This is a genomic window from Variovorax sp. OAS795, from assembly GCF_040546685.1.
Lineage (GTDB): Bacteria > Pseudomonadota > Gammaproteobacteria > Burkholderiales > Burkholderiaceae_C > Variovorax.
Genome location: NZ_JBEPOH010000001.1, coordinates 3442682 through 3459081, shown reverse-complemented (window position 1 = coordinate 3459081; position 16400 = coordinate 3442682). Strand labels below are relative to the sequence as shown.

The 16400-nt window shown below is 65.7% G+C and carries 14 protein-coding genes and 1 tRNA gene; 6 read left to right on the top strand and 9 right to left on the bottom strand.

The genetic code is table 11. The features are described from left to right. The first annotated feature begins 13 nt into the window (after positions 1-13). A complete protein-coding gene (gene rng, locus ABID97_RS16705; protein ID WP_354399550.1) occupies positions 14-1540 on the top strand; it encodes a ribonuclease G in 1527 nt (508 codons plus the stop codon). Between the two features lie 9 nt (positions 1541-1549). Here rng and msbA read toward each other — a convergent pair whose 3' ends face one another. After that, positions 1550-3334, bottom strand: a complete 1785-nt coding sequence (gene msbA, locus ABID97_RS16700) for a lipid A export permease/ATP-binding protein MsbA (RefSeq protein ID WP_354399549.1) — start codon at positions 3332-3334, stop codon at positions 1550-1552. A 163-nt stretch (positions 3335-3497) separates the two neighbouring features. Here msbA and tolB point away from each other — a divergent pair, with 163 nt between their 5' ends. The 5 genes from tolB (at position 3498) to ABID97_RS16675 (ending at position 7098) form a co-directional block, all read left to right on the top strand. Next, entirely contained in the window at positions 3498-4814 is a 1317-nt protein-coding gene (tolB, locus tag ABID97_RS16695; RefSeq protein ID WP_503012778.1) for a Tol-Pal system beta propeller repeat protein TolB, read from the top strand. 25 nt (positions 4815-4839) lie between these two features. Continuing rightward, positions 4840-5358: a peptidoglycan-associated lipoprotein Pal gene (pal, locus tag ABID97_RS16690; RefSeq protein ID WP_354399547.1), complete on the top strand. Its 519-nt coding sequence runs from the start codon at positions 4840-4842 to the stop codon at positions 5356-5358. After that, positions 5358-6107, top strand: a complete 750-nt coding sequence (gene ybgF, locus ABID97_RS16685; RefSeq protein ID WP_354399546.1) for a tol-pal system protein YbgF — start codon at positions 5358-5360, stop codon at positions 6105-6107. The genes pal and ybgF overlap by 1 nt, the downstream gene beginning before the upstream one ends. Before the next feature lie 57 nt (positions 6108-6164). After that, positions 6165-6968, top strand: coding sequence for a tRNA threonylcarbamoyladenosine dehydratase (locus ABID97_RS16680; RefSeq protein ID WP_354401793.1), 804 nt, complete (start codon positions 6165-6167; stop codon positions 6966-6968). 54 nt (positions 6969-7022) lie between these two features. Further along, positions 7023-7098 (top strand) — tRNA-Lys (locus tag ABID97_RS16675). A gap of 106 nt (positions 7099-7204) precedes the next feature. Here the strand turns inward: ABID97_RS16675 and ABID97_RS16670 are convergent. From ABID97_RS16670 to dapD, 8 genes are all read right to left on the bottom strand, one after another. Beyond that, positions 7205-8326, bottom strand: a complete 1122-nt coding sequence (locus ABID97_RS16670) for an acyltransferase family protein (RefSeq protein WP_354399545.1) — start codon at positions 8324-8326, stop codon at positions 7205-7207. A 276-nt stretch (positions 8327-8602) separates the two neighbouring features. Continuing rightward, positions 8603-9319, bottom strand: coding sequence for a helix-turn-helix domain-containing protein (locus ABID97_RS16665; protein ID WP_354399544.1), 717 nt, complete (start codon positions 9317-9319; stop codon positions 8603-8605). 234 nt (positions 9320-9553) lie between these two features. Beyond that, the gene (locus ABID97_RS16660; RefSeq protein ID WP_354399543.1) at positions 9554-10057 is read right to left on the bottom strand and encodes a hypothetical protein; all 504 of its coding nucleotides are present in this window, start codon (positions 10055-10057) and stop codon (positions 9554-9556) included. A 23-nt stretch (positions 10058-10080) separates the two neighbouring features. Next, positions 10081-12120 (bottom strand): ABC-F family ATP-binding cassette domain-containing protein, encoded by a 2040-nt coding sequence (locus ABID97_RS16655; RefSeq protein WP_354399542.1) that lies wholly within the window; start codon positions 12118-12120, stop codon positions 10081-10083. A 144-nt stretch (positions 12121-12264) separates the two neighbouring features. Beyond that, positions 12265-13146, bottom strand: a complete 882-nt coding sequence (gene prmB / locus ABID97_RS16650) for a 50S ribosomal protein L3 N(5)-glutamine methyltransferase (RefSeq protein ID WP_354399541.1) — start codon at positions 13144-13146, stop codon at positions 12265-12267. Further along, positions 13143-14318 (bottom strand): succinyl-diaminopimelate desuccinylase, encoded by a 1176-nt coding sequence (gene dapE / locus ABID97_RS16645; protein WP_354399540.1) that lies wholly within the window; start codon positions 14316-14318, stop codon positions 13143-13145. The genes prmB and dapE overlap by 4 nt, the downstream gene beginning before the upstream one ends. 25 nt (positions 14319-14343) lie before the next feature. Beyond that, entirely contained in the window at positions 14344-15492 is a 1149-nt protein-coding gene (locus ABID97_RS16640) for a PilT/PilU family type 4a pilus ATPase (RefSeq protein WP_354399539.1), read from the bottom strand. A gap of 56 nt (positions 15493-15548) precedes the next feature. After that, positions 15549-16382 carry a 2,3,4,5-tetrahydropyridine-2,6-dicarboxylate N-succinyltransferase gene (dapD, locus tag ABID97_RS16635; RefSeq protein ID WP_354399538.1) on the bottom strand — a complete coding sequence of 278 codons (834 nt, stop codon included), beginning with the start codon at positions 16380-16382 and terminating at the stop codon, positions 15549-15551. Between the last annotated feature and the right edge of the window lie 18 nt (positions 16383-16400).

Sequence of the window (16400 nt, the reverse complement as noted above, 5' to 3'; positions counted from 1 at the left end):
AATTCCAATTTCCATGCAAGACATCCTGATCAACTGGTCTCCGCAGGAGACCCGTGTGGCGCTGGTCGAGCACGGCGCGGTGCAAGAGCTGCACGTCGAACGCACGTTGGAGCGCGGGCTGGTCGGCAACATCTACCTGGGCAAGGTCTCGCGCGTGCTGCCTGGCATGCAGTCGGCCTTCATCGACGTCGGCCTGGAGCGCACGGCCTTCCTGCATGTGGCCGACATCGTGGCGCCGTTCACGCCGGGGTCGCGCCCCAGTGCGCCGGCGCCCGAGCGCGAGCACCGCAACGGCGGGCCGATCGTGCCCATCGAGAAGCAGGTGTTCGAGGGCCAGTCATTGCTGGTGCAGGTGATCAAGGACCCGATCGGCACCAAGGGCGCGCGGCTGTCGACGCAGATCAGCATTGCCGGCCGGCTGCTGGTGTTCCTGCCGCAGGACAACCACATCGGCGTGTCGCAGAAGATTCCGTCGGACCAGCGCGACTCGCTGCGCGCGCGCATGCTCGCGCTGATCGAAGCGGCCGCGGCCGCCGACAGCGGCGGCGTGGTGCCCGCCAACACGGGCGGCTTCATCCTGCGCACCAATGGCGAGGACTCGAGCGATGCCGAGCTGGCCGAAGACATCGCCTACCTGCGCAAGACCTGGTCGCGCATCCGCGAAGCGTCGGGCAAGATGCCGGCGATGTCGCTGCTGCACCAGGACCTGAGCCTGCTGCAGCGGGTGCTGCGCGACATGACCAGCGAAGACACGCAGACCATCCGCATCGACTCGCGCGAGCAGTTCGAGGTGCTGCTCAAGTTCGGCCTCGAATACATGCCCCAGGCCGCCGGCAAGCTGCAGCACTACAAGGGCGAGCGGCCGATCTTCGACCTGTATTCGGTCGACGAGGAAATCGCCAAGGCACTGGGCCGGCGCGTCGAGCTCAAGTCGGGGGGCTACCTCGTGGTGGACCAGACCGAGGCCCTCACCACGGTGGACGTGAACACCGGCGGATTCGTCGGTGCGCGCAATTTCGACGACACCATCTTCAAGACGAACCTCGAAGCGGCGCAGGCCATTGCCCGGCAATTGCGGCTGCGCAACCTGGGCGGGATCATCATCGTCGACTTCATCGACATGGGCCGCGACGACCACCGCGAGCAGGTGCTGGCCGAGTTCCGAAAGCAGCTCGCGCGCGACCGGGTCAAGACCACCGCGGGTGGCTTTTCGCAGCTCGGGCTCGTCGAGATGACGCGCAAACGCACGCGCGAATCGCTGGCCCACATGCTGTGCGAGCCTTGCGCCGCATGCGGCGGGCAGGGCATCGTGAAGACAGCGCGCAGCGTGGCCTACGACGCCATGCGCGAGATACTGCGCGAAGCGCGGCAGTTCACGCCGCGCGAGTTCCGCATCGTGTCGTCGCCGCAGGTGATCGAGCTGTTTCTCGACGAAGAAAGCCAGCACCTCGCGGGGCTGAGCGACTTCATCGGCAAGCCGATTTCATTGCAGGCCGAGCCGGCGATCGGGCAAGGCCAGTACGACATCGTCCTGCTCTGATCGCCGGGATCAGAGCGTCGGGTCCTGCCCCGGCGTGGCGCTGCGCACGGCCAGCGTCTGCAGGCGCGCATAGAGCCCGTCCAGCGCCATCAGCTGGGCATGGCTGCCTTGTTCGGCCACGCGGCCTTGTTCCATCACGATGATGCGGTCGGCATGCTGGATGGTCGACAGCCGGTGCGCGACGATCAGCGTGGTGCGGTTCTGCATCAGGCGGTGCAGGGCGTCCTGCACCAGCCGCTCCGATTCGGTGTCCAGGGCCGATGTGGCCTCGTCGAGCAGCAGGATCGGCGCGTTCTTGTAGAGCGCGCGCGCAATGGCGAGGCGCTGGCGCTGCCCGCCCGAGAGCTGCGTCGCATTGTGGCCGAGCACCGTGTCGACGCCGTCGGGCAGGCTCTCGACATGGCTGGAGAGATTCGCGGCTTCGATGCATTGCTGCACCCGGGCGCGATCGATTTCGGAGCCCAGCGCGACGTTGGCTGCCAGCGTGTCGTTGAGCATGACCACGTCCTGGCTCACCATCGCGAACTGCGCGCGCAGGCTCTTGAGCTCCCATTCGCCGGTGTCGTGCCCGTCGAGCAGCACCTGTCCGCCGCTGGGCAGCACAAAGCGCGGCAGCAGGTTGACCAGTGTGGTCTTGCCCGAGCCTGAGGGGCCGACGAAAGCCACCACCTGGCCCGGCTCGATCGTCAGGCTGACACCATCGAGCGCAAGGGCTTCGTCTTCGCCGCGGTAGCTGACTTTCACGTTGCGAAGCTCGATGCGGCCCTGCGCATGCGCGAGGCTGAACGTGCCTTGCGGCTCGGGCGCCACGTCGTCGATGAGCACCAGCCCACGCTCGAGCGCCGCGAGGCCGCGGGTGATCGGCGCGGCCATGTCCGCCAGCCTGCGGATCGGCGCGATCAGCATCAGCATGGCCGTGATGTAGGCAACGAAGCCGCCCACCGTCAGGCCCTGTTCGCCGCTCTGCCAGAGCGCGATCATCACCACGACCGACAGCGCGAGCGACGCCATCATCTGCGTGAGCGGCGTGGTGGCCGCTTGCGCGATGGTCGATTTCACGGCCAGCCGGTTCAGGCGCTGGCTCAGCTGCTCGAAGCGTTCGCCTTGCGCCGCCTCGGCCCCGTGCAGCCGCACCATGCGGTGCGCGAGCACGTTTTCCTCGACCACGTAGGCGAGCTCGTCGGTGGCCTGCTGGCCCTGCTGCGTGAGGCGATACAGGCGCTTGGAGAACACCTTCATGATCCACGAGATGCTCGGCACCAGGAACGCCACGATGAGCGTGAGCTTCCAGTTCAGATAGACCAGGTAGGCGAGCAGGGCGACCAGCGTGAAGCCGTCGCGCGAGAGGCCCAGCATGGCCTGTACCAGCAGCATGGAGCCGGTCTGCACTTCGTAGACGACCGTGTTGGAGAGTGCGCTGGCCGACTGGCGCGAGAACAGCGCCAATTCCGCGCCGAGCAGGCGCTGGAACAGCACGCGGCGCAGCCGCTGCATGCCTTCGTTGGCGATGCGCGAGAGCGCGTATTGGGAGATGAACTGCGCGATGCCGCGCACCGCAAACAGCAGCAGCACCGCCGCGGGCACGATCCACAGCGCCAATTGCCCGCGGTTGAAGCCGCGGTCGAGCAGCGGCTTGAGCAAGGCGGCCATGAGCGGTTCGGTGATGGCAGCCAGCAGCGCGCCGATGAGCCCGACGGCCCACCAGCGGCGCGAGCCGCCGAACCACGTCATGAGTCGCGCCAGCCGGCGCATCAGGGGAGGGCGCGCGGTCTCGCTGCCGGGGGATGCTTGCATGGCGGCGGATTCTACGGGGGCCTCGAAAGGCCGCCGCGGGCCCGCGCCTTGTAGGACGGCACCGGCCAATACACGTTTTGTGACGGCGTACCCAAAGCAGTGTGTAACATCACCCCCGTCGCACGTGGGGAGAACTTTTTACCCCGAAACATCTCCGAACCGCATGATCAAGCCGTTGCCAGTTTCCATTCCAACTCCTTCTTCATCGTTTTTTGCACGCCGCACCTTGATTGCAGCTCTTGCTGCAACTCCCATGCTGCCCGCGCTCGCCCAGTTCCGGGTCGAGGTGTCGGGCGTCGGACTCACGCAGCGGCCCATCGCGCTGGTTCCGTTCAAGGGGCAGGATGCATCGCCGCAGAAGATCTCCGACATCGTGCAGGCCGACCTGGAACGCAGCGGCCAGTTCCGCGGCGTCGATGCGTCGGGCCAGGCACTCGACGAAGCCTCTCGCCCCGACCTCGCACTCTGGCGCCAGCGCACTGCGGATTCGCTCGTGGTCGGCAGCGTCACGCGCCTGGCCGACGGGCGCTTCGATGTGCGCTTTCGCCTATGGGACGTGGTGCGCGGACAAGACCTCGGCGGCCAGAGCTATACGGTTCCGCAAGGCGACCTGCGGCTCGCGTCGCACCGCATCGCCGACTACGTCTACGAGAAGCTCACCGGCGACAAGGGCATCTTCTCGACCCGCATCGCCTATGTCACCAAGGGCGGCAGCCGCTATTCGCTCTGGGTGGCAGACGCCGACGGCGAAAACGCGCAGGCCGCACTCGCGAGCCCGGAACCCATCATCTCGCCTGTGTGGTCTTCCAATGGCCAGCAGCTCGCGTACGTGTCGTTCGAATCGCGCAAGCCCGTGGTCTACGTGCACAACGTCGCCAGCGGACAGCGCCGCCTGCTCGCGAACTTCCGCGGCTCCAACAGCGCACCGGCGTGGGCGCCCGACGGCGGCTCGCTGGCCGTCACGCTGAGCCGCGATGGCGGCTCGCAGCTCTACACCATTCCGGCATCCGGGGGGGAACCGCGGCGCCTCACGCAGAGCGCGAGCATCGACACCGAACCGGTGTACTCGGCCGACGGCAGCACGATCTATTTCGTCAGCGACCGCGGCGGTGCGCCGCAGATCTACAAGATGGGCGCCAGTGGCGGCGCGCCGACGCGCGTGACCTTCAGTGGCACCTACAACATTTCTCCTTCTGTCAGCGGCGACGGCCGGTGGTTGGCCTACATTTCCCGCGTGGGCGGGGCGTTCAAACTCCATGTGATGGAGTTGGCCTCCGGCAATGTCTCGGCCATCACCGACACCACGGCAGACGAGAGTCCGAGTTTCGCCCCCAACAGCAAGTTGATCGTCTACGCAACGCAGCTCCAAGGCCGCGAAGCGCTCATGACGACCACCCTGGACGGAAAAATAAAAGCACGGCTGGCCGGGCAGGCGGGAGACATAAGAGAACCGGACTGGGGTCCGTTTCAAAAGCAATGACCAAGGTTTATTTGAGGAGTACCCAATGTTGAAACGTACGATTTATTCGCTGGCCATCGTGGCCCTGATTGCCGGTTGCTCGTCGGGCACCAAGCTCAACGACGCCCCGGTGACCGACCGCTCCGGCGCCGCCGGCGGCCAGCAGGGCAGCTCGACCGCCGTCGCGCCCGTCACCATCGACCCCAATGCCTCCACCGCCCAAGGTCCTGTCGGCATCGAGCGGATCGTCTATTTCGACTACGACAGCTACACGGTCAAGCCCGAGTTCCAGGCCCTGATCGACGGCCATGCCCGTTTCCTCAAGGGCAACCAGCAACGCCGCATCTCCATCGAAGGCCACACCGACGATCGCGGCGGCCGCGAGTACAACCTGGCACTCGGCCAGAAGCGTTCCGAAGCCGTGCGCCGCGCTCTGACGCTGCTGGGCGTGAACGACGCCCAGATCGAAGCTGTCAGCTTCGGCAAGGAAAAGCCCGCGGTCCAGGGTTCGGGCGAAGAAGCCTGGGCGCAGAACCGCCGCGCTGAAATCCGATACACCCGGTGATGCAACGCGCCTTGTTGCGAGGCGCGGCCCTGGCTGCCGCCTTGCTTTGCGTTTCGATCGGCTCGCAAGCTGCATTGTTCGAGGATGATGAAGCGCGCCGCGCCATCCTCGACCTGCGGCAGCGGGTCGAGGCGATGCGCCAGCAGACCGACCAGCGGTTGACCGACGAGAACGGCCAATTGCGGCGCAGCCTGCTCGACCTGCAGACGCAGATCGAGCAGATGCGCGGCGACCTTGCACGCATGACCGGCCAGAACGAGCAACTGCAGCGCACGCTGAGCGAAATGCAGTCGCGCCAGACCACCATCGACGACAGGCTCAAGCAGAATGAGCCCGCCAAGGTGTCGGTCGACGGCCGCGAGTTCACTGCCGATCCCAAGGAAAAGGCCGACTTCGATGCTGCGCTCGGCATCTTCCGCGCAGGCCAGTTCGCGCAAGCGCAGACTGCGTTCGCCGAATTCGTCAAGCGCTATCCGCAAAGCGGCTACAACGCTTCGGCGTTGTTCTGGCTCGGCAATGCGCAGTACGCCACGCGCAACTACAACGAGGCCATCGCGAACTTCCGCTCCATGCTGTCGCTTGCACCCGACCACGCCAAGGCTCCCGAGGCCGTGCTGTCGATTGCCAACTGCCAGATCGAACTGAAGGACACGCGGGCCGCGCGCCGCACGCTGGAAGACCTGACCAAGGCCTATCCGCAATCCGAAGCCGCGCAGGCGGGCCGCGAGCGACTCTCGCGGCTGCGCTGAGCCGGCGGAGCCCTCCGTTTGAGCGCAGCAAACCTCGCGCAAGCACCGAACGCCGCCGTGGATGTCGTTGAAGACATCGCGGCGGCGCCCGATTTTGCGCGCCGCTTCGGCGGCCTCCAACGCCTGTACGGCGTGGCCGGCGCCGCGCGCATCCGCAACGCCCATGTGCTGGTGGCAGGCATCGGCGGCGTGGGCTCGTGGGCCGTCGAGGCGCTCGCCCGCAGCGGCGTGGGGACGCTGACGCTGGTTGATCTCGACCACGTGTCGGAGTCGAACATCAACCGGCAGATCCATGCGCTCGACGCGACCGTCGGGCAAGCCAAGGTCGAAGCCATGCGCGAGCGCATTGCGCAGATCAACCCCGAATGCAGGGTGCTCGCGATCGACGAGTTCGTCGAGCCCGGCAACTGGACCACGCTGCTCGAAACGGCGCAGCACGCCAACGGGCGCGTAACCGCGGTCATCGATGCCTGCGACCAGGTGAAGGCCAAGCTCACGATGGCCGTGTGGGCGCGTGCTTCAGAGGCCGCGTTCATCACCGCGGGAGCGGCCGGCGGCAAGCGGCAGGCGCACAAGGTCGACATCGACGACCTCGCGCTCGTCACGCACGACCCCTTGCTGGCCCAATTGCGCCAGCGCCTTCGCAAGGAGCATGGCGCACCACGCGAGGGCCGAAAGCTCGGCGTCGCCTGCGTCTTCAGCCGCGAGAGCGTCGCGCCGCCCGATGCGTCCTGCGCCATCGAAGGCGACGGCTCGCTCAACTGCCACGGCTATGGCTCGGTGGTGAGCGTGACCGCCACGTTCGGGCAATGTGCGGCAGGTTGGGTTCTCGACAAGATTGCGAGCAACGCCGCGCTATAATCTTTGGCTTTGCCGGATTCGACGCCGGCAGAGACAAATAGAAAAATTGGTTCCGGGACGTTAGCTCAGTTGGTAGAGCAGCGGACTTTTAATCCGTTGGTCACTGGTTCGAATCCAGTACGTCCTACCAACCTCAAGCCGCATGGCTACCAGAAGGCCGCTATTCAATCGATAGCGGCTTTTCTTTTTTGGCGCTTCGAGGGGCGATGTAGCTCCGCGCTTGAAGCCTGAGCCCATCAGCCCCGTGCAACGCCTGCGACCACCACCGGCTTCTCGCCGCTGGCTTGGATCGGGCCGGTTGCAGGGGCGGGTTGACCCTGCGCGTTCCTCGAGGGCCGCCGACCGGCGAGCAGTTGCCGCAATCCGAGCGCCGGCTTTTCAATCAGTCTCCATGACAAATACGCAAGCGGTACGGTGATTGCCGTTGCGTAGACTGCATTCCGAAGCCCTCCCTGGCCTGGGTACCACACGAGTTGCTGGATGGGCCATGCGTAGATATAGAGGCCGTATGAAATGTCGCCGAACCGATCGACGTTGACGTGCGGCAACCTGTAGGCCGCGTAGAAGATGACGTACGAGAAGCAGGTCACGTAAACCGGCTCGTAGAAATCCGTCGTGGCGAGAAGGAACGGCATGATCAACGCAACCAGGGCGAGCGGTCCGTTGAGCGGAATGTGCTGCCGGTTGATCCATGCGAGGCTCCCCATGATGAAGAAGAGCAGCGGATCAGCCACCCGATACGTCTCGTTAAAGAATGGAAGCACGTCAAAGTTCCACACCACCGCAAAGAGCAGCAAAAGCAGCGCGAAGTTCGCCGTTCGGTTTTCCTTCAACGTGCCCGCCAGCCCCAGGAAGAGGATGCCGATATAACACCGCAGTTCGACAGGAAGTGTCCAGGTCGAACTGTTGGTCGATCCCTTGAAGGGATTGTCAACAAACACGTAGGGAAGGTTGTATTGCCAGCTCCACAGCAGCGAGTTCCACATGTTGTTCCATGGCTCTGCCTTCCAGTAGGTCGAGAAATCGACACTCTTGGCCATCGGTCCCAACACGAAAATCATCAGCAACGAATAGACGATGACGCAGGGATAAAGCCGGAGCGCGCGTGATGCGACGAAATTCACCGGCCCGCGCTGAATGAAAGATGCGGTAACCAGAAAGCCGCTGATCACAAAGAATCCGCTCACCGCAATACTGCCGAGCCACGCGTAGGGCACCAGGTATGCAGACACCGGGTCGTAGACGCTTGGGTTGGCGATCAAGTATGAGTGTCCGAAAAGAACAAGCCATGCGAAGAGCAAACGCAGCGCTGTGAAATTGTTTGCGCGGACTCCGTCGAAGTCGGACAGATATTTCATCGTGTTTCCAAGTTGCCGCGGGAGTCTACAGGCTGCCGGAGTGCGCCCGGATGGGGGGCACCCCACAAGAAGTTTTCGTGCTCAGCGAAGTCGGCGTTGGATGCGAGAGGCTTTTGCCCCTGGACCAACGGGCCTCAAACTCGCCGCCAAAAAAAAGCCCGCACAAGGGCGGGCTGGAAGATGGCCTGCTGGAGGAGGGAGGATCAGAGGGAGTGCAGGCCACAGGAGAGCCTTCACTATGTCCGCTGAACCTGCACGCAACCTGACCTCGAGCGCTCAGTCTTCGTCTTCCCATTTGCCGATCACGGTGCCGAGCACGGTGAACGCGGTGCGGATCGGCTCGTGCTTCGGATTCAACGGCAGCAGCCAGCGTCGACCGTCCTCTTCCTTGAAGACCTTGAAGGTGGCCTCCTGGGTCGGGTCGAGCCTCGCGATGATGCGGTCACCGTTCACGGGCGCTGTTCGCAGCGTGTCGACGAAGATGATCGACTCGGCGGGATAGCTCTTCATGTACCCGCTCGGTGCGGTCATGCTGTCGCCGCGCACGCGCAGCGCATAGGTGCGGCCGGGACTGTGATGCGCGACGCAGGGAATCCATCGCTCGGCGTCGATGGCGCCTTGCGTGGCGCCATCCCATGACGCGGCCTGGGTCCATTCGATCAGGGGAACGGTGTCCGGGGTTCCGGGTTGGAAGGACGGGCTGGCCGGCGGCGTGCGGGTGACCTTGTAGGCGCCCGCGGGTTCATTGGCGTTGTCGGGCGCCATGCGCATGTGCGCGAGATCCCATGGCGCCGGGCCGTCGCCGGTGTCGAGCCAGTTGGGATCGACCCGATAGGCCCGCGCCAGCGCAAGCAGGGCCATCGAGCGGCCGGTGTCGCCGCGCTCAATCTTCGAAATGTTGGATTGCTTGACGCCTGAAGCCGCTTCGGCTTGCTTCTGAGTCATCTTGGCGTATTTGCGCGCTGCCAATGCGCGCGCTGCAATAGTCTCCATGGGCGCCGATTTAAGCGCAGGCGAATATTCGACTTGGACTTTAAAATAGTTGAAAGGGAGTATTCGCAATGAAACCACGCATCGACCGCGCGCTGTGCGCACTGTTGGCGCTGCTGTCCGCGGCAGCGTTTTTCTACGGGCTTCGCTGGCATGACGACGGACTCGCCGGCTTCGCTGTGGCTGGCCTCGTGGCCGCGGCATGCGTCGGAGGCGCGCTGTTCGACGACTGCGGGTTCAGGCGGGCGCGTGCGGTCCGGGAGGCGGTAGAGAAAGCGTCGTGCTCACACGGACGCAATCCTTGATGTGCTGCTCGCCCAGCGCGCGCAAGGCCGCATAGCCGAGTGCGGCGGAAACGATCTGCCCGGCAATGGGCACGTACTTGGCAGCCTGCTTGGCCGTGAGCTTCACGCCGGCATGCCGCGCGAGCCTGATCAGCAGGTCCCGCGTGACGAGCCGGCCGACAAGCAACGCACCCACGGTGCTGGCGGCCTTCTGGATGCGTTCGCGCTGATGCGGCGCGAGCTTTTCGACCTGGGTGACCGAAAGGCCGAACTCGGCGCTGATCTGCGGCACCAGGCGCGTGAGCAGCGCCGCGTCGGCGGCCCAGTCGATGCCCGGCAGCGGAACGGCGCTCGCCGCCGCGGCCATCAGGGCCTTGCGGCCGATCAGGCGCCGGCTGCGGTGGATGGCTGCAATTAGTTTTTCGTCGCCCTGGGCCAGTTCGATGGCTGATGGCATGCGATGGGCCTCCTTTGCAGGGTTCAGGCGGCCAGCGCCTCGAGCTGGTCCGACAGGGCCAGCCAGCGCTCCTCGAGTCGGCCGATTTCGTCGTTGAGGGCCTTGAGCCGCTTGCCGGTTTCGGCAATCTCGGCGGGCGGCAAGGGCTGCGCCAGGCGCGCCTCGAGCGCGGTGCGTTCGGTGCCGGCGGCGGCCAGACGCTCATCGACCTGGGCGATCTCGCGCTTGAGTGGCTTCGCCTGGTCGCTGCGCTGCTGGCGTCCCTGGGCGTCCTGCTTGCGCTGCTGCGGATTCCTGTTCGCGGCGGCGGGTTCGCCGGCCGCGGGCGCAGCGGCGGAAACGGCCACGGGCGCTGCAGCAGTCGCGACCGCGGCGGCCGCGTCGCGCACGGCGACCTTGGCTTCTTCCCGCAGCCGCTTGGCCTCGTCGAGCAGGTAGCGCTGGTAGTCGTCCAGGTCGCCATCGAAGTCGGCGACCACGCCGCGTCCCACGAGCCAGAATTCGTCGCACACCGAACGCAGCAGCGCACGGTCGTGGCTCACCAGCATCAGCGTGCCTTCGAACTCGTTCAGCGCCACGGCCAGGGCCTCGCGCGTGGCCAGGTCCAGGTGGTTGGTGGGCTCGTCCAGCAGCAGCAGGTTGGGGCGCTGCCACACCATCATCGCGAGCACCAGGCGCGCCTTTTCGCCGCCGCTCATGGTGCCGACGGGCTGCTTCACCATGTCGCCGCTGAAGTTGAAGCTGCCGAGGAAGCCGCGCAGCGCCTGCTCGCCGGTGCTTTCCTTCACGGCGCTGCCCAGCTCGCGGGCCATGCGCACCATGTGCTCGAGCGGGTTGTCCTGCGGGCGCAGCACGTCGAGTTCCTGCTGCGCAAAGTAGCCGATGTTGAGGCCCTTGCCTTCGGTGACCTGTCCGGCCAGCGCGCCCATTTCGCGCGCGATGGTCTTCACCAGCGTCGACTTGCCCTGGCCGTTGGCGCCCAGGATGCCGATGCGCTGGCCCGCCAGCACCGAGCGGCTCACGCCGCGCAGGATGGTCTTGGGCTCGTCGCCTTCGCCACCTTCCGGGGCCTTGTAGCCGAAGCTCGCATTGCTGATCGACAGCATCGGGTTGGGAATGTTGCCCGGCTCCTTGAATTCGAAGGTGAAGTCGGCTTCTGCGAGCAGCGGCGCGACCCTTTCCATGCGTTCCAGCGCCTTGACCCGGCTCTGCGCCTGCTTGGCCTTGCTGGCCTTGGCCTTGAAGCGGTCGATGAACTTCTGCAGGTGGGCGATCTTGTCCTGCTGCTTGGAAAACGCGACCTGCTGCTGCTCCATCTGCAGCGCGCGCATGTCCTCGAACTTGCTGTAGTTGCCGCCATAGCGCGTGAGCTGCGCATTGGCGATGTGCAAGGTCACGTCGGTCACGGCATCGAGAAACTCGCGGTCGTGGCTGATGACGATCATGGTGCCGGCGTACTTCTGCAGCCACGCTTCCAGCCAGACCAGGGCGTCCAGGTCCAGGTGGTTGGTGGGTTCGTCGAGCAGCAGCAGGTCGCTCGGGCACATCAGCGCGCGGGCCAGCTGCAGGCGCATGCGCCAGCCGCCGGAGAAGCTGTTGACGGGCCCGTCGAGCTCGTGCGACTTGAAGCCCAGCCCGAGGATCAGGGCCTGCGCGCGTGGCACGGCGTCGTGCTCGCCGGCGTCGGCCAGGTCGGTGTAGGCGTGGGCCAGTTCCATGCCGATGTCGGCGTCGTCGGGGTTGGCTTCGTAGGCGGCCTCGATGGCCGCCAGCGTCGCACGCAGCTCGGCCAGGCGGGTGTCGCCGCCCACCACGAAGTCGGTGGCCGACTCCTCGGTTTCGGGCATGTCCTGCGCCACCTGCGCCATGCGCCACTGCTTGGGCACGTAGAAGTCGCCGCCGTCTTCGTGCAGCGAGCCATTGAAGAGCGCGAACAGGGTCGACTTGCCGGCGCCGTTGCGACCCACGAGGCCGACCTTTTCACCGGGGTTGATGGTGACGGTGGCGCCGTCGAGCAGAACCTTGGCGCTGCGGCGAAGAATGACGTTTTTGAGAGTAATCATGAAATAGGAACCGTAGGAGCGATTATCCCGCCCGGCGCGAGGCGGCTTGGCGCAAAGGGACAAATGGGGACACCGCCCGGTGAAGGAAGGGCCTGCAGCCGTGGCTGCGCAAGGGCGGAAGAGGGAAGTGGCGGGCTGGCGCAGCTAACGCGCGCCGGCGCCGGCCAGCAGCGCGGCCCGGGTGACAAGCAGGACCTGGTCCTCGCCTGCGGAGGTTTCGAGCCACACGACCTCCAGCTTCGGAAACGCTGCTTCGAAGTAGTCGCGCTCGTTGCCGATCTCCAGCACCAGCACCGCTTCCTCGCTCATGCGCGAGGGCGCATCGGCAAACAGCCGGCGCACGAAGTCCATGCCGTCGGTTCCGCCCGCCAGCGCCAGCTCGGGCTCGGCGCGGTATTCGGCGGGCAGGGCGGCCATGCTCGCGCTGTTCACGTAGGGCGGGTTGCACAGCACCAGGTCGTAGGGGCCGGGCAGGTTGGCCAGGCCGTCCGATTCGACCAGCCGGATGCGGCTGTCGAGCTGGTGGCGCGTGACGTTGATGGCGGCCACCTCGAGCGCTTCGACCGACAGGTCGGCGGCATCTACGGTGATCTCCGGATAGGTCATGGCCGCGAGCACGGCCAGGCTGCCATTGCCCGTGCACAGGTCGAGCACGCGCTGCGTGTGTTCGCCGAGCCAGTAGTCGATGCTGCCGTCGGCCATCAGCTCTGCAATGAAGCTGCGCGGCACGATGGCACGCTCGTCCACGTAGAAGGGCACGCCTTGTAGCCACGCCTCCTTGGTCAGGTAGGCGGCCGGCTTGCGCGTGGCAATACGTTCGTCGAGCAGCGCGGCGACCTTGCCCGCATCGGCCGGCGAGACGGGCGTGTCCGCCACGGCATCGATGCCGTCGAGCGGCAGCTTGAGGCGCCACAGCACCAGCCAGGCGGCTTCGTCGAAGGCATTGGCGGTGCCATGGCCGAACGCAACGCCGGCGTCTTCCAACCGCTTGGCGCCAGCCTCGATCAGCTCGATGACGGTGCTCATTGCGCGAGTGCCGCTTCGAGCCGTTCCAAGGTGCGCCTGTAGATGTTCTTCAGCGTCTCGATCTCGGCCACGTCGATGTGCTCGTCGATCTTGTGGATGCTCGCGTTGACCGGGCCCAGCTCGACCACCTGCTTGCAGATCTTGGCGATGAAGCGCGCGTCGCTGGTGCCGCCGCTGGTCGAGAGCTCGGTCGCGATGCCGGTTTCATCGGCAATGGCTGCCTGCACCGACGAAACCAGTTCGCCCGGCGTGGTGAGAAAGGGCAGGCCGCCGATCGTCCAGGCCAGCGTGCAGTCGACGCCATGTGCGTCGAGCACCGCATGCACGCGCTTTTGCAACGATTCGGGTGTCGATTCGGTCGAGAAGCGGAAGTTGAAGTCGATCACCGCGCTGCCCGGGATCACGTTGCTCGCGCCGGTGCCCGAGTGAAAGTTGCTGATCTGCCAGCTGGTCGGCTGGAAGTAGGCATTGCCGGCGTCCCATCCGGCGGCCGCATTGATGGCCACCAGTTCGGCCAGCGCGGGCGCCACGGCGTGCACCGGATTCTTCGCAAGGTGCGGGTAGGCGATGTGGCCCTGCACGCCCTTGACCGTGAGCTTGCCGCTCATGGTGCCGCGGCGGCCGTTCTTGATCATGTCGCCGCAGCGCTCGACGGCCGTGGGCTCGCCCACGATGCAGTAGTCGAGCACCTCGCCGCGCGCGGCCAGGGCATTGCAGACGACGACGGTGCCATCGACGGCCGGGCCTTCCTCGTCGCTGGTGAGCAGCAGCGCGAGCGTGAGCCTGGGGTCGGGCGTGGCCTCGAGAAATTCTTCGATCGACACGACGAAGGCCGCAACCGAGGTCTTCATGTCGCACGCGCCGCGGCCATAGAGCTTGCCGTCCCGATGGGTGGGCGTGAACGGGTGGCTGGTCCACTGCTCCACCGGTCCGGTGGGCACCACGTCGGTGTGGCCTGCGAACACCAGCGTCTTGCTGCCCGATGCATGGGCGGGGCGGCGCACGGCCCAGAGGTTGGTCACGCGGAAATCGGCAGGACCGCTCTCGATGGTCTCGAGCGTGAAGCCCAGTGGCGCAAGCCGCTCGCCGAGGATCTGTTGGCAACCCGCATCCTCGGGAGTGACCGAGGGGCGCGAGATGAGTTGTTCGGCGAGCTGGAGCGTACGGGACATCGGAAAAAAGGCCGGAGAGGCCGGGTCAGAACTTCACGTCGAGCGTGATGTCGGTGAACGTGGGTTCGTCGACCTGGTCCGTCAGGCTGCGGTCTTCGGTCTTCTGCTTGGGTGCGGCGCGGTTCTGCAGCCGCCACATCAGGTTGGTGGGCGAGTCGGCCTGGGCCAGGCCCTCTTCGCGCGTTACGCGCTCTTCGGTGATGAGGCGGGCAATGTCTTCCTCGAAGGTCTGCGAACCTTCGGCCATCGACTGCTCCATGGCTTCCTTGACCGCGGAAAAATCGCCTTTCTCGATCAGCTCGGCCACCAGGGCCGTGTTCAGCATCACCTCGAGGGCCGGCACACGGCCGCCCGAGGGCGTGCGCAGCAGCCGCTGCGACACAATGGCGCGCAGCGCCGAGCCCAGGTCGCCCAGCAGCGTGGGACGCACCTCGACCGGGAAGAAGCTCAGGATGCGGTTCAGCGCGCGGTAGCTGTTGTTGGCGTGCAGCGTGGCCACGCACAGGTGGCCCGACTGCGCATAGGCAATGGCCGCGGTCATGGTCTCGCGGTCGCGGATCTCGCCGATCTGGATCACATCGGGCGCCTGGCGCAAGGCATTCTTGAGCGCCACCTGCAGTGATTCGGTGTCGCTGCCCACGTCGCGCTGGTTCACCAGCGATTTCTTGTTGGTGTAGGTGAACTCGATCGGTTCTTCCACCGTGAGGATGTGTCCCGTGGCGTGCTCGTTGCGGTAGTCCAGCATCGAGGCCAGGGTGGTGGTCTTGCCCGCGCCGGTGGCACCGACCATCAGGATCAGGCCGCGCTTCTCCATGATCAGCGTCTTGAGGATGTCGGGCAGGTTCAGGTCGGCAAAGCTCGGAATGGTGGAGGCAATGTGCCGCACCACCACCGCGTAGCTGCCGCGCTGGCGCATGGCGCTGATGCGGTAGTTGCCCGCCCCCTCGAGCATCACGGCCATGTTGAGCTCGCCCTTGTTCTCCAGCTCCTGAATGCGGGCTTCGGGCACCACTTCGGCCAGCAGCGCGATCGGGGCGGTGGCCGGCAGCACCTGTGCGTTGATCGGCACGCAGGTGCCGTTGATGCGCATCAGCACCGGGGAGTGCGCAGAGAGATAGATGTCGGAGGCCTTGCGCTCGGCCATCAGACGAAGGATTCGCTCCATCATGTTCATCGCTCTCTCTCCTCGGTGCTGTTGTTTTTTAACGGTGCAAGGGCAGGGCCTGCCGATCAGTCGCGCAGCAGGTCGTTCAGGCTGGTCTTGGAACGCGTTTGCGCATCGACGGTCTTGACGATGATGGCCGCGTAGGTGCTGTAGTCCTGGCCCGACTTGGTCTTCTTGGGCAGGTTGCCGCTGATCACCACGCTGCCCGACGGCACGCGGCCGAACAAAGTCTCGCCGGTGTCGCGGTTGAAGATGGGCGTGCTCTGGCCGATGTACACGCCCATGCCGAGCACCGAGTTTTCTTCGATGACCACGCCCTCGACCACTTCGGAGCGGGCGCCGATGAAGCAGTTGTCCTCGATGATGGTCGGGCCTGCCTGCAGCGGCTCGAGCACGCCGCCGATGCCGACGCCGCCCGACAGGTGCACGTTGGCGCCGATCTGCGCGCACGATCCCACGGTGGCCCAGGTGTCGACCATGGTGCCTTCACCCACGTAGGCGCCGATGTTCACGTACGAGGGCATCAGGATCGCACCCTTGGCGATGTAGCTGCCGCGGCGCGCCACGGCCGGCGGCACGATGCGCACGCCCGATTCCTTCAGCTCGCCGGCCGACAGGTGCGAGAACTTGGTCGGCACCTTGTCGTAGAAGCCCAGCGAGCCGGCCTGGATCTGCTCGTTGTCCTTCAGGCGGAACGACAGCAGCACGGCCTTCTTGATCCACTGGTGCACGGTCCACTTGCCCACGCTTTCGCGCGTGGCGACGCGCAGCTTGCCGTTGTTGAGTTCGGAAATCACGTGCTCGACGGCCTCGCGCACTTCGGCCGGGGCGACGCTGGGCGAGATGTTGGCGCGGTCTTCCCACGCGGCGTCGATGGTTTGTTGCAGTTGCTGGGTCATGGAGAAGTCTCGTGTGAA

What these genes read in the sequence shown, in the direction of transcription:
- tolB (WP_503012778.1), top strand. Translation starts at nt 3,498, where the DNA reads ATGATCAAGCCGTTGCCAGTTTCCATTCCAACTCCTTCTTCATCGTTT.
- ABID97_RS16640 (WP_354399539.1), bottom strand. Translation starts at nt 15,492, where the DNA reads ATGAACATGATGGAGCGAATCCTTCGTCTGATGGCCGAGCGCAAGGCC.
- dapE (WP_354399540.1), bottom strand. Translation starts at nt 14,318, where the DNA reads ATGTCCCGTACGCTCCAGCTCGCCGAACAACTCATCTCGCGCCCCTCG.
- ABID97_RS16660 (WP_354399543.1), bottom strand. Translation starts at nt 10,057, where the DNA reads ATGCCATCAGCCATCGAACTGGCCCAGGGCGACGAAAAACTAATTGCA.
- prmB (WP_354399541.1), bottom strand. Translation starts at nt 13,146, where the DNA reads ATGAGCACCGTCATCGAGCTGATCGAGGCTGGCGCCAAGCGGTTGGAA.
- ABID97_RS16665 (WP_354399544.1), bottom strand. Translation starts at nt 9,319, where the DNA reads ATGGAGACTATTGCAGCGCGCGCATTGGCAGCGCGCAAATACGCCAAG.
- dapD (WP_354399538.1), bottom strand. Translation starts at nt 16,382, where the DNA reads ATGACCCAGCAACTGCAACAAACCATCGACGCCGCGTGGGAAGACCGC.
- rng (WP_354399550.1), top strand. Translation starts at nt 14, where the DNA reads ATGCAAGACATCCTGATCAACTGGTCTCCGCAGGAGACCCGTGTGGCG.
- ABID97_RS16670 (WP_354399545.1), bottom strand. Translation starts at nt 8,326, where the DNA reads ATGAAATATCTGTCCGACTTCGACGGAGTCCGCGCAAACAATTTCACA.
- ybgF (WP_354399546.1), top strand. Translation starts at nt 5,358, where the DNA reads ATGCAACGCGCCTTGTTGCGAGGCGCGGCCCTGGCTGCCGCCTTGCTT.
- ABID97_RS16655 (WP_354399542.1), bottom strand. Translation starts at nt 12,120, where the DNA reads ATGATTACTCTCAAAAACGTCATTCTTCGCCGCAGCGCCAAGGTTCTG.
- pal (WP_354399547.1), top strand. Translation starts at nt 4,840, where the DNA reads ATGTTGAAACGTACGATTTATTCGCTGGCCATCGTGGCCCTGATTGCC.
- msbA (WP_354399549.1), bottom strand. Translation starts at nt 3,334, where the DNA reads ATGCAAGCATCCCCCGGCAGCGAGACCGCGCGCCCTCCCCTGATGCGC.